This window comes from Neptuniibacter sp. CAU 1671 (genome assembly GCF_029222905.1).
Lineage (GTDB): Bacteria > Pseudomonadota > Gammaproteobacteria > Pseudomonadales > Balneatricaceae > Neptuniibacter.
Map to the genome: position 1 here is coordinate 16,679 of NZ_JARHUE010000012.1, position 11,766 is coordinate 28,444.

Consider the following 11,766-nt stretch of genomic DNA (forward strand, 5'->3'; position numbering starts at 1 on the left):
AGGGTGATTAATCCGCTACCCAAAATACCCGCGGTCATACTCGCAGGCGGGCAGTCCCGGCGTATGGGAGGACAGGATAAGTCCTGGATGACCCTGCACGGAACCCCATTGATTCAGCATGTCCTGCAGCGCATAGAGCCGCAGGTCAGTCACTGCATCCTGAATGTAAACCGCAACCCCGAACAGTATGAACCCTTAGGCTGGCCGGTGTTGAACGATTCAGTCTCCGGGTTTTCCGGCCCGCTGCAGGGGTTTATCACCGGCTTGAGCCAGACCGATGAACAATGGGTGCTGTTTGTGCCCTGCGATATGCCCTTATTGCCGGATGATCTGGTGTCCCGGCTCTGGCAAGCGGCAGAGTTGAGCCAGCGCCCGCTGGCAGTGGTGCATGATGGTCATCGGTTGCAGCCCGTGGTGTTGTTGTTGCATCGTAGTCTGCTATCCAGTCTGGAAACTGCGATCAGCAAAGGACGGCTCAAGGTGGGAAGCTGGGTGATGCAGCAGGAGCCGGCCGTGGTGGATTATTCCGATCAGCCGGACGCCTTCATTAACCTGAACCGACCGGAAGAACTGGCTGCACTGGAACAGGGGCCTTATTCAGACGACGACTGAGTCGGCAGGCCCACCGACAGGATTACCGCCAGCAGCAGTGCTACACCCGAAAACCAAAGACACCCCGGCATGCCATAGAGCTGATAACCCAGCCCCGAGATCAGAGTGCCGAGCAGTCGCCCGGCGGCATTGGCCATATAGTAGAAACCCACATCCATCGACACGCCTTCCTGCCGCGCATAATGCACAATCAGGAAACTGTGCACTGAACTGTTAATGGCGAAGATCACGCCAAAACATGCCAGTCCTATCAGTAGAGGCCAGGTTTGAGTCATATCTAATCCCATGGCGGTGGCGATGGGAATCAGCGTTAACAGGCTGCCCCAGACCAGCAGTGCATGGGGTGAGCCTGATTGGCGTTTAGGCAGCAACCAGGGTGTGGCGGACTGCACAGCGCCATAGCCGATCACCCAGACAGCCAGATACCCGCCGATCTGCCAGAAATCCCAGCCGTACTGGCTGCTGAGGAACACCGGCAGTGCGACAACAAACCAGATATCCCGGGCTGCAAACAGGCACAGCCGCGCTGCCGCCAGTTGATTGACTGCCTGGCTTTTAGACCAGATCTCGTTAAATTTTGGCTTACGTTTAGCGCGCCCCAGTGCGGGTTGGAGTCGCCACAAGCTGATGGTTAGTGTGATTGTCAGCAAAACAATCATGCAGAGCAGGGCACCTCTGAACTCGAGTGCCTGAAGCAGCAGGGCACCCAGAAAAAATCCGGCGCCCTTAAGCGCATTTTTAGACCCGGTCAGGATGGCCACCCAGCGGAAGAGTCGCTGCTGCCCACCTTCGTTGACCAGCAGTTTGACGGCACTTTTAGCACTCATCTTATTCAGGTCTTTGGCAACCCCTGACAAAGCCTGCGCCGCCATAACCCAGACCAGTTGCAGCCATTCGGTGGGCACCAGCAACATGCCCAGTGCCACCAGTTGCAGTGACAGTCCCAGATTCATGGTCCGGTTCAGGCCGATACGAGCACCCAGCCAGCCCCCCAGCAGGTTAGTCACAACTCCGCAGAATTCGTACAGCAGGAACAGCAGCGCCAGTTGCAACGGGCTGTAACCCAGCTGGTGAAACTGCAATAAAACCAGCATGCGCAGGGCGCCATCGGTGAGGGTGAAAGCCCAGTAATTGCCGGTGATCAGCAGGTATTGCCGCAGGCCGCTGGAAGTATGACTGAACATCGTCAGTGACCGTTTTTGTCCAGACGGGCAACCTTCAGCGCCAGCTCTGCCGTTCGGTTGGCATAGCCCCACTCGTTGTCGTACCAGGCATATATTTTTACCTGAGTGCCGTTAACCACCATGGTGGACAGCGCATCAATCACGCTGGAGCGCGGGTCGGTTTTATAATCGATGGACACTAGCGGGCGGGTCTCGTAACCCAGAATATCTTTCAATTCATTTTCCGCAGCCGCCTTGAGCAACGCATTTACCTCTTCAGCGGTGGTGTTTCTTTCCACTTCAAACACACAGTCGGTCAGCGAGGCATTGGCCAGAGGTACTCGCACCGCATGGCCATTCAGCTTGCCCTTTAACTCCGGGAAAATATGGGTGATGGCTGTGGCAGAACCGGTGGTGGTGGGAATCAGGCTCATACCACAGGCCCGTGCCCGGCGCAGGTCCTTATGGGGCGCATCCAGAATGGACTGGGTGTTGGTAATATCGTGAATGGTGGTCATGCTGCCATGACGAATACCCAGTTTTTCATGGATCACTTTGACTAAAGGTGCCAGGCAGTTGGTGGTGCAGGATGCCGCCGTCACAATGGGATACAGTGCCGGATCGTAATCGGCATCGTTGACCCCCATCACCACGTTGAGTACACCGTCCTCTTTGACTGGCGCGGTGACCACCACCCGTTTTACACCCTGATCCAGATAGGCCTGCAACAGGGCTTTGGTTTTCATCTTGCCCGAGGCTTCAATCACCAGGTCGCAACCGGACCAGTCGGTCTCATTGATGCTCTTATTGGCTGTGACCGCAATGGTCTGATCAGCGATCATCATGTTGCCTGCCGAGGCAGTGGCTTCATGCTGCCAGCGGCCATGCACGGAGTCGAAATTCAGCAGGTGGGCCAGGGTTTCAGCATCGCCTGCCGGATCATTGATCTGTACGATCTCGATATCGGTCTGCTCGAAGATTGCCCGCATGGTCAGGCGTCCCATGCGGCCAAAGCCATTGATACCAATCTTGATACTCATCTGATCTGTTAACTCTCTGAATAGGGGTGATTAGTGTTCGGTTTGTGGAAACCAGTGCCGGGTGCGATTAGCAATGCTGACCAGTGACAGCATCACCGGCACCTCAACCAGTACGCCCACTACGGTGGCCAGCGCTGCACCTGAGTGCAGGCCAAACAGTGAAATCGCCACCGCTACGGCCAGCTCGAAGAAATTTGAGGTGCCGATCAGACAGGCAGGGGCGGCGATCTGATGGGGCAGGCGCAGCCAGTAGGCGGCAAGATAAGCCAGCACAAATATGCCGTAGGTCTGTATCAGCAACGGGATGGCAATCAGGGCGATGTTGAAGGGCTGGTTGAGAATGGTCTGAGCCTGAAAGCCAAACAGCAGCACCACAGTCGCCAGCAGACCCAGCACAGACCAGGGTTTCAGACGTTGTAAAAACCGTGTCAGCTGACCGGTCTCTTTTCCACCCAGCAATTTGCGTGTCCAGACACCCGCGGCCAGAGGCAGAGCGACATACAGCAGCACCGACAGCAGCAGCGTTTCCCAGGGCACAGCGATATCCGTTACACCCAGCAGCAGGGCAGCCAGCGGGGCAAAGGCGAAGATCATGATGATGTCATTAACCGATACCTGAACCAGCGTGTAGTTGGGGTCTCCTTTGGTCAGTTGGCTCCAGACAAACACCATGGCGGTGCAGGGAGCTACGCCGAGCAGGATCATGCCGGCAATGTACTCGGTCGCTGTATCCGGTTCGATCCAGCCGGCAAAAAAGACTCTGAAAAATAACCAACCGAGGGCGGCCATGCTGAAAGGTTTAATTAACCAGTTGATGGTCAGGGTCAGAAGTAGCCCCCGGGGGCGTTTGCCAACATCTTTAACGGCACTGAAATCAATCTGCACCATCATCGGGTAGATCATTACCCAGATAAAAACCGCTACCACCAGATTAACGTGGGCGAACTCCAGTCGGGCGATCACAGAAAAAACATCGGGCAACAGGTTGCCTAGCAGCACCCCGGCAAGAATGCACAGAGCTACCCACAGACTTAAAAACCGCTCAAAGACACCCATCTGTTTTCCCCTTTTTTATTAACAGCAGTTGCTATTTACAGGCTGTAATCGTTGTTGTGCAAGCCAGTCCTGATGACCCAGAGCAGTGGCATCAAGCACCTGATGCACCCAGTCAGGCAGGTCCGGGTGTAAGCAGTAATAGACCCACTGACCTTTGCGTTCATCCTGCAGCAGATTTGCACCACGCAGTAACGCCAGATGACGCGAAATTTTGGGCTGGCTTAATTCCAGCCGGTCTGTCAGGTCGCAGACACACATAGGGTCGCCATTTTGCAATAGCAACATGATTTTCAGGCGTGTTTCGTCTGACAGTGCCTTAAAAATATCGGTGTTGAATTCGGTCATGCTTATTCACATATACGTATTTGCATATACATTAGTTGAACCTTACTTTATCTGTAAATGCAGATTTGGTAAGTCACGAAAATTTAATAAAAAAACCCCTCTGAAAGAGGGGTAAAAATGCGTTAACTCGTGGCGATGCCAGAGTTGAAGATGGGATGCAGATGAGTTTCAAACCGCGACATGTCCAAAGCGATCAAAACTTAAGTGCCCGTTTAGTATCCAGTTTTGTTGTGCAATGCAATATGAAACTTTTGTGTTAAAAAAGGGTTTGCTAATTTATACTTTGGTATAGTTTTTGTTGCTAAGTGAATACTATCGCTTTTGGGCAATAAAAAAGGCCCTCGCGGGCCTTATTCTTCAATGATCTGATCACGCTGCAGCCGGAAAGGGTGCCAGGGGTAGGTGCCCAGAATACGGACCTCTTTGGCAAAAAAGTCCAGCTCCTGCAGGGCATACTGCATCGCTTTTTCGTGCGGGTGACCTTCAATATCCAGATGGAAACTGGACACCTGCATGGTGTCAGAGGCCATATAACTCTCAAGCTTGAGCATGTTGACCCCGTTTGTGGCAAATCCGCCCAGTGCTTTGTACAGCGCGGCAGGGATGTTGCGTACGGTAAACATAAGTGAAGTCATGTAGCGCACACCGGGCTCGAGAACCGGCATATGGCTGTCCCGCGAAAGGATCAGGAAGCGAGTGGTATTCCCGGTTTTATCCTGAAAATTTTCCCGCAGTATTTTCAGACCATAGAGCTCAGCTGCCAGACTCGATGCGATGGCTGCCTGGGTAATATCACCACTCTGACTGAGTTGTTCAGCGGCACCGGCCGTATCCAGACTGGCAATGGCATTGAGGCCCAGATCTGTGGTGTGCTGCAGACACTGCGCCAGCGCCTGAGGGTGCGATGAGACCGATTTCAGTGTACTCAGCTCACTGTTGGGCAGGCCCAGCAGGCAGTGATTTACCGGTTCAAAATGCTCGCCGACAATGTGCAGCTTGCTTTGCGGCATCAGCCGGTAGATCTCTTCAACACGACCGGCGGTTGAGTTTTCCAGCGGGATCATCGCCAGGCGGGCTTCCCCTCGCTCCACCATAAACATTGCATCGGAAAATGTGCTGCAGGCAAACGGTTCCAGTTCCGGATACGCAGTTCGGCATGAGAGGTGAGAGTAGGCGCCGGGTACGCCCTGATACGCGATGATTGCGGGTAGGTCAGTCATGTTGTGTTCTTCACGATAAAATCAGGCGCCTATTATGGCACAGGCGGGTCGCGCGGGGCGACATCTGGTGCGTCTGGGGTATACTGCCGGTTTTCCACAATGAATGCCCTGTAACGATGACTCCGCAACGCCTGGAAACCTTGCGTCTGCTTTTGCAACGCCGTCAAACCGATCTGACCATTATTGCTGATCAGGTCAGCAAACCCCGTAACCTCTCCGCCCTGATGCGCAATGCTGATGCGGTCGGCATTCATCTGATCCATACCGTGGTACCCGAAGTCGGCTACCGTAACTATCGGGGTACGGCCCGCGGCAGCGATCGTTACGTAAAATGTCAGCAGCATGAAAATTTCCAGTCGGCCTATGAGCAGATCAAACAGCAGGGCATGACCCTGGTGGCGGCGCATTTTTCCGAACAGGCCATCTCTTATCGTGAATTTGATTACACCCAGCCCTGCGCTCTGCTGATGGGGGCGGAAAAATTTGGTGTCAGTGAACGCGCCGCAGAACTGGCGGATGTGCACGTGGTGATTCCAATGCTCGGGGCGGTGCAATCGCTGAATGTGTCCACTGCGGCGGGCATTATTCTGGCAGAAGCCCAACACCAGCGCGCATTGGCCGGTTGTTATGACCGACCCAGCTTGAGTGATGCCGAGATGCAGCGATGTCTGTTTGAGTGGGATCATCGGGAGTTGGCGCAGTTCTGCCGGGATAACGGTTTGGCATACCCGCCCTACAACGCTGAGGGGGAACTAGTGGATGCACCGCAGTGGCATCAGCGGGTTCAGACCGGCACGGCTGAGCGGTATGACTGGTCGAATGAGCCGGTCTGAAGCTTTACAAACGCGGTAAAACCTTCACAATCGATGCAAATCCCGTTCAGGACGCGCCAGTGACTAACCAGAAAACCTTGTATGACTTCATGATCATCGGTGGCGGGATTTTAGGTCTTTCCACTGCCTGGCAACTGCAGCAGCGTTATCCCGATGCTGCCATCCTGGTATTAGAAAAAGAAACGGCACTGGCCACCCATCAGACCGGACGCAACTCCGGTGTCATCCATGCCGGGGTTTATTACACCCCGGGCAGTCTTAAAGCCCGTTTTTGCAAGCAGGGTAATGCCGAAACCAAGGCTTTCTGTCGGGAACACGGCATCCCATTCGATGAGTGCGGCAAACTGCTGGTAGCGACCACAGAAGATGAACTTGTCCGGATGCAGGCATTGATCCAGCGCTGTGAGGAAAATGAGATCCCGATAGAGGTACTGGATCAGGCTGCACTGGCCGCACGTGAACCGAATATCACAGGCTTAGGTGCGATCTTTGTACCCTCCACCGGCATTGTCGATTACCAGCAGATTACCAACACACTGGCCCAGCTCTTTACGCAAGCGGGTGGCACTGTCCAATATGGTCGTCGCGTGGTGCGCCTGGAGCAGTTTCACGACCGGGTGACAGCCTACTGCGGTGATGAACGTTATCAGGCCCGTTATATGGTGGCCTGTGCCGGATTACATGCCGATCGACTGGTGTGGATGCTTGGTTATGAACCTGATTTCAGAATCATTCCATTTCGGGGTGAATACTACCGTCTGGCGCCTGAGCATAATCAGATCGTCAATCATCTAATCTATCCGATTCCCAATCCTGACCTGCCATTTCTGGGTGTCCATCTGACCCGCATGATCGATGGCAGCGTCACTGTGGGACCCAATGCGGTACTGGCATTGCATCGTGAGGGTTATGAAAAAGGGATGTTCAGCCTGTCAGAGGCGTTTCGTATCCTGACCTATCGCGGCACCTTTCGGCTGGTGCTGAAAAATTTCCGTGCCAGCCTGGTGGAACTGAAAAACTCGCTCTCCAAACGGGGCTATCTGGGTTTGGTGCATAAATACTGTCCTCAACTTACCGTGGATGATCTGCAGCCCTATCCATCGGGCATCCGGGCGCAGGCGGTACGCAAAGATGGCACGGCGGTGGATGACTTCCTGTTTACAGAGACTGCACGGGCGCTGGTGGTGTGTAATGCACCTTCACCTGCGGCTACTTCGGCACTGCCGATTGGTCGTCATATTATTGAGCGTCTGGAAAAGATGATTGAGTAAGTACTGGATCACCTAAGGTCCATAAAAAAAACCAATCGACACTCTAGAAACTATTAATTTCTGAAATCTAATAAATTCTCTTAATCTAGCTCCTGTTGAAACGATTTATAGCGCTCACAGGAGATAGATACATGTCACAGTCTTTGATCAACACTGAAATCAAACCTTTTAAAGCCTCTGCATTTAAGCGTGGTGAATTCATCGAAGTGTCTGATGAAAACCTGAAAGGTAAATGGTCAGTGGTGTTTTTCTACCCAGCCGATTTCACCTTTGTCTGCCCAACCGAACTGGGCGACTTGGCGGATAACTACGCTGAATTCCAGAAGATGGGTGTAGAGATCTACTCCGTATCCACGGATACCCACTTCACCCACAAAGCATGGCACGACGCGTCCGACACCATCGGTAAGATCCAGTACACCATGATTGGCGATCCGACCGGCACCATCACCCGCAACTTCGGTGCGATGCGTGAAGATCAGGGCCTGGCTAACCGTGCCACCTTCGTAATCGATCCGGAAGGCATCATTCAGGCGGTAGAAGTGACGGCAGAAGGCATTGGCCGTGAAGCCACTGACCTGATCCGTAAACTGAAAGCAGCCCAGTATGTTGCCTCTCACCCGGGTGAAGTCTGCCCGGCCAAGTGGAAAGAGGGTGAAGCAACCCTGGCACCTTCTCTGGATCTGGTCGGCAAAATCTGATTTCCAGCAAGAAAGACCCTGGCCCCGGTCTCGGGGCCTTTTTTTGACCGGTAACCACTCAGGATTTGATCATGTTAGATAACACTCTGAAACAACAGCTGGACACTTACCTGCAGAAAATCGTCAATCCGATTACGGTTACTGTGTCCGCGCACAACAGTGCAAAAGGACAGGAGTTACAGACCCTGTCAGAAGAGATCGCGAATCTGAGCAGCAAAATTGCGCTGGAAGTAGATGCCGCCCCAACCGGGCGTGCGCCGCAGATGGCGATTGGTGCTCAGGGTAAAACCCCGCGTATTGCCTTTGCGGGTATTCCAATGGGCCATGAGTTCACTTCATTGATCCTGGCGCTGTTGCAGTCCGGTGGTCATCCACCGAAGGCGGATGAAGCCACTCTGGAGCAGATCCGTGGTCTGCAGGGTGAGATGAAGTTTGAAACCTACATTTCACTCTCCTGCCAGAACTGCCCGGATGTGGTTCAGGCACTGAATCTGATGGCGGTGCTGAATCCGAATATCAGCCACACCATGATCGACGGTGCCCTGTTTCAGGATGAGGTGAATGATCGCAATATCATGGCGGTGCCGTCTGTCTACCTGAACGGTGAACTGTTTGGTCAGGGCCGGATGAGTCTGGCTGAGATTCTCAATAAGGTAGATACCGGTGCAGCTAAACGTCAGGCCGCAGCACTGGCAGACAAAGAACCCTACGATGTGCTGGTGGTGGGTGGTGGACCTGCGGGCGCTGCTGCAGCGATCTATGCAGCACGTAAAGGGATTCGCACCGGTGTGGTAGCCGAGCGTTTTGGCGGTCAGGTGATGGACACCATGGCGATTGAAAACTTTATCTCGGTCAAAGCCACTGAAGGCCCCAAACTGGTGGCGGGTCTTGAACAGCATGTTCTGGATTACGATGTGGATCTGGTGAATGACCAGCGTGCCGTCAGTTTGCAGAAAAAAGAGTTTCTGGAAGTTGAACTGGAGAGCGGTGTCAGCCTGAAAAGCCGTTCCGTGATTCTGGCCACCGGTGCCCGCTGGCGTGAAATGAATGTGCCGGGTGAGAGAGAGTACCGCGGCAAGGGCGTGGCCTACTGCCCACACTGTGACGGGCCGCTGTTTAAAGGCAAAAAGGTGGCGGTGATTGGTGGTGGTAACTCCGGCATTGAAGCCGCAATTGATCTGGCGGGTATTGTTGAGCACGTTACCGTGCTGGAGTTCAGTGATGTGTTGCGCGCCGATGAAGTGCTGGTGCGTAAGGCGCGGTCCATGGCGAACATCAGCATTATCAAACAGGCGCAGACCACCGAAGTGCTGGGTGATGGCCAGCGTGTGACCGGCCTGCAGTACACCGACCGCGTTACAGGCGAGTCCCATCAGATCTCTCTGGCGGGTATCTTTGTGCAGATCGGTCTGGTACCCAATGCGGAGTGGCTGAAGGGCACGTTAGAACTGTCCCGTTACGGCGAGATCGGAATCGACAGTCGGGGTCAGACCTCGATGCCGGGTGTATTTGCCGCCGGGGATGTCACCACAGTGCCCTACAAGCAGATCATCATCGCCATGGGAACCGGAGCGACCGCATCACTGGCCGCATTCGATCATCTGATCCGCACCTCGGTGCCGGAAACCGAAGAGGTTGCCGCCTGATTCACACCCCCGGCTTAGGCCGGGAGTTTTGTTTTGGGTGCAGAAAAATCTGGCTGGACTACAGCATCAACGAGCAGGTGAACGAACGATTTTCTGGTTGAATGATTTTTTTTATGTCGGTGGTGGGGTTAACCCCTGTATTTGCGGCTGGTTTGGAGCGCAGCGGAAGGAAGTCCAGCCGCAACACAACTGGTTAGGTATAGTGACCAGCATTGTTATGCTCATCGTATAAATTTCCAAAAATCTATACGCTTTTCAAAGGCATCTTTCGCTAGGGGTATTTCGGAAGAACCACGCACAGCCGGATACTCCACACGATTAGCAAGAGGCCTAGAAATTTTAAGCCCATATGCTGACTGACTGATGTTAATTAAATCGTAACAGTCGAATAGCTTCATTAAGTCATCAGCTTCACTGGTTCCCAAAAATACTTCTGCTTCTCTAGCCTTTTCTAACACTATAAACCACGCAGCTGCACACGCGAATAAAGCAGATTCTAACGAAGCCAGCTCACCTTGGTGCTTTGTCGAGTTGTTCTCAGCTCTTCCTGATATGTTAATTTTGCCCTTTAAATCGACTGAAAACGGGTTTATCACCACCAACACGGGCCAATATGTAAACCGCACTTTTATTTTTTCCCACTTCCAATCTTGGCCGTTTCCCCATTCTGTTATTTCAGGCCAGAACTCTCCAGAGTGAAAGGCAGCTTCATGTAGATTCAGTGCTTCATTAAGGATTGAAGTAAGAGCCAAGCTCGTAGTCTTTCCGTTTTCTTCAAGATTTGGGTGTATATGAAAAAACTCAGCTTCTAAGCGCTCCAGTAGGTAATTAAGCCTTCTTACCAAAATGTGAGCAGATTTCTCTGTATCATTCATCTGAACCTCATTGAAAAGCTAGGTTATATACGTGCCGTCGCTGTGCTTGGCTTTGTTATGAGCACGCATTCTGCCCACAAAAGGTTACTAAAGCCTGAATGAGGCCAACGAATATTAATGCAAGGGTTAGCCACTTCATTGAATTTGCTTGAGAGATGTTTTCGCGATGCTTCTTCTGGTCTTCTTCGTACCGAGCGATGGTCACTAATGCCTTAGAGGACAGCCTGAAACCGTACTTAGTTTTTTCTAGGTCGCCACTTTCATGAAGTGAACGCAACAACAAATCGTTATATCTTTGTTGGCGTGACTTATCAGGATGAAAAACCCATTTTTCTGTGTAAAGTAGCGAGGAAAGTGCTACCGAGCTAATTTCGTACTGCCTTTGATCAAGCTCTTTTTCTAGAATAATTTTGAGAACTTCTATTCGCTCTGACCGTACCAGCTCTTTCTTATTAAAAAGGAACTGACTTCCCTTTCCAATTAAGATCTTTGTTTTATCAATAGGAACTATACCCTCCCAAAAATATTGAGGAATAGACCCGTAACGAAGATCGTGGCGCCCATAAAAATGGGTAATATCTAGCTCATAGTCGCCCATCAGATAGAAGGGAATTGATACGCGCCCAAATTCCTCACCATAGGACCAATATTTGCCGGTAACCCCTTCAGGTAGTACTTCATCACACAGTAGCGTCCAGCTTTTATTAGGCGAGCGAAAATAGATAACGTTGCAGTCCACTGAAAGTGCCTTTTCTCCGCTCCTAGGTATACGGTCAGGAGCAGGCTTATCCAGCAAAGCTTTTAATATGTACTTACTTATAAAGTTCAATATTACTGCCTACATTGAAGCTCATAACGCCAAAAGAACCCGCGCCTACAGCGTGATCTTCCCCCGATAAAACGGACACCTTCGCTGCTCACGCCGTAACGGCTTCATATTCGACCGGGCTCAGGTAATTTAAACTGGAGTGCAGTCGAATTCGATTATAGAAATGCTGGATATA

General features: G+C 52.3%; 12 protein-coding genes. 5 read left to right on the forward strand and 7 right to left on the reverse strand.

Translation table 11 applies throughout. From position 1 onward, the window contains the following. Positions 1 to 3: 3 nt before the first annotated feature. Positions 4 to 612 carry a molybdenum cofactor guanylyltransferase MobA gene (mobA, locus tag P2G53_RS14000; protein ID WP_275818333.1) on the forward strand — a complete coding sequence of 203 codons (609 nt, stop codon included), beginning with the start codon at positions 4 to 6 and terminating at the stop codon, positions 610 to 612. Here mobA and arsJ read toward each other — a convergent pair. The 5 genes from arsJ to P2G53_RS14025 form a co-directional block, all read right to left on the reverse strand. After that, the gene (arsJ, locus tag P2G53_RS14005; protein WP_275818335.1) at positions 594 to 1,796 is read right to left on the reverse strand and encodes an organoarsenical effux MFS transporter ArsJ; all 1,203 of its coding nucleotides are present in this window, start codon (positions 1,794 to 1,796) and stop codon (positions 594 to 596) included. The genes mobA and arsJ overlap by 19 nt on opposite strands. A 2-nt stretch (positions 1,797 to 1,798) precedes the next feature. Further along, complete coding sequence (locus tag P2G53_RS14010; protein WP_275818337.1) at positions 1,799 to 2,815, reverse strand: ArsJ-associated glyceraldehyde-3-phosphate dehydrogenase; 1,017 nt, start codon at positions 2,813 to 2,815, stop codon at positions 1,799 to 1,801. 30 nt (positions 2,816 to 2,845) lie between these two features. After that, positions 2,846 to 3,871, reverse strand: coding sequence for an ACR3 family arsenite efflux transporter (gene arsB, locus P2G53_RS14015; RefSeq protein ID WP_275818339.1), 1,026 nt, complete (start codon positions 3,869 to 3,871; stop codon positions 2,846 to 2,848). 18 nt (positions 3,872 to 3,889) lie between these two features. Continuing rightward, positions 3,890 to 4,216: a metalloregulator ArsR/SmtB family transcription factor gene (locus P2G53_RS14020; protein WP_275818341.1), complete on the reverse strand. Its 327-nt coding sequence runs from the start codon at positions 4,214 to 4,216 to the stop codon at positions 3,890 to 3,892. 350 nt (positions 4,217 to 4,566) lie between these two features. After that, a complete protein-coding gene (locus tag P2G53_RS14025) occupies positions 4,567 to 5,436 on the reverse strand; it encodes a prephenate dehydratase (protein ID WP_275818343.1) in 870 nt (289 codons plus the stop codon). Positions 5,437 to 5,552: 116 nt separating this feature from the next. Here P2G53_RS14025 and trmH point away from each other — a divergent pair, with 116 nt between their 5' ends. The 4 genes from trmH (at position 5,553) to ahpF (ending at position 9,887) form a co-directional block, all read left to right on the forward strand. Continuing rightward, the gene (gene trmH / locus P2G53_RS14030) at positions 5,553 to 6,269 is read left to right on the forward strand and encodes a tRNA (guanosine(18)-2'-O)-methyltransferase TrmH (RefSeq protein WP_275818345.1); all 717 of its coding nucleotides are present in this window, start codon (positions 5,553 to 5,555) and stop codon (positions 6,267 to 6,269) included. 89 nt (positions 6,270 to 6,358) lie between these two features. Next, positions 6,359 to 7,540 carry an L-2-hydroxyglutarate oxidase gene (lhgO, locus tag P2G53_RS14035; protein WP_275818356.1) on the forward strand — a complete coding sequence of 394 codons (1,182 nt, stop codon included), beginning with the start codon at positions 6,359 to 6,361 and terminating at the stop codon, positions 7,538 to 7,540. 131 nt (positions 7,541 to 7,671) lie between these two features. Beyond that, positions 7,672 to 8,241, forward strand: coding sequence for an alkyl hydroperoxide reductase subunit C (gene ahpC / locus P2G53_RS14040; RefSeq protein WP_275818347.1), 570 nt, complete (start codon positions 7,672 to 7,674; stop codon positions 8,239 to 8,241). A 71-nt stretch (positions 8,242 to 8,312) separates the two neighbouring features. Beyond that, positions 8,313 to 9,887, forward strand: a complete 1,575-nt coding sequence (gene ahpF / locus P2G53_RS14045) for an alkyl hydroperoxide reductase subunit F (protein ID WP_275818350.1) — start codon at positions 8,313 to 8,315, stop codon at positions 9,885 to 9,887. A 221-nt stretch (positions 9,888 to 10,108) separates the two neighbouring features. Here the strand turns inward: ahpF and P2G53_RS14050 are convergent, their stop codons facing one another. Both P2G53_RS14050 and P2G53_RS14055 read right to left on the reverse strand, forming a co-directional pair. Continuing rightward, positions 10,109 to 10,762 (reverse strand): hypothetical protein, encoded by a 654-nt coding sequence (locus P2G53_RS14050; protein WP_275818352.1) that lies wholly within the window; start codon positions 10,760 to 10,762, stop codon positions 10,109 to 10,111. Positions 10,763 to 10,817: 55 nt separating this feature from the next. After that, positions 10,818 to 11,501 (reverse strand): hypothetical protein, encoded by a 684-nt coding sequence (locus P2G53_RS14055; protein WP_275818354.1) that lies wholly within the window; start codon positions 11,499 to 11,501, stop codon positions 10,818 to 10,820. Positions 11,502 to 11,766 lie beyond the last annotated feature (265 nt).

Excerpts from the sequence above, each read along its gene's own strand:
- ahpC (WP_275818347.1), top strand. The coding sequence starts at position 7,672 with ATGTCACAGTCTTTGATCAACACTGAAATCAAACCTTTTAAAGCCTCT.
- P2G53_RS14020 (WP_275818341.1), bottom strand. The coding sequence starts at position 4,216 with ATGACCGAATTCAACACCGATATTTTTAAGGCACTGTCAGACGAAACA.
- trmH (WP_275818345.1), top strand. The coding sequence starts at position 5,553 with ATGACTCCGCAACGCCTGGAAACCTTGCGTCTGCTTTTGCAACGCCGT.
- P2G53_RS14010 (WP_275818337.1), bottom strand. The coding sequence starts at position 2,815 with ATGAGTATCAAGATTGGTATCAATGGCTTTGGCCGCATGGGACGCCTG.
- arsJ (WP_275818335.1), bottom strand. The coding sequence starts at position 1,796 with ATGTTCAGTCATACTTCCAGCGGCCTGCGGCAATACCTGCTGATCACC.
- P2G53_RS14050 (WP_275818352.1), bottom strand. The coding sequence starts at position 10,762 with ATGAATGATACAGAGAAATCTGCTCACATTTTGGTAAGAAGGCTTAAT.
- lhgO (WP_275818356.1), top strand. The coding sequence starts at position 6,359 with ATGATCATCGGTGGCGGGATTTTAGGTCTTTCCACTGCCTGGCAACTG.
- P2G53_RS14025 (WP_275818343.1), bottom strand. The coding sequence starts at position 5,436 with ATGACTGACCTACCCGCAATCATCGCGTATCAGGGCGTACCCGGCGCC.
- ahpF (WP_275818350.1), top strand. The coding sequence starts at position 8,313 with ATGTTAGATAACACTCTGAAACAACAGCTGGACACTTACCTGCAGAAA.
- arsB (WP_275818339.1), bottom strand. The coding sequence starts at position 3,871 with ATGGGTGTCTTTGAGCGGTTTTTAAGTCTGTGGGTAGCTCTGTGCATT.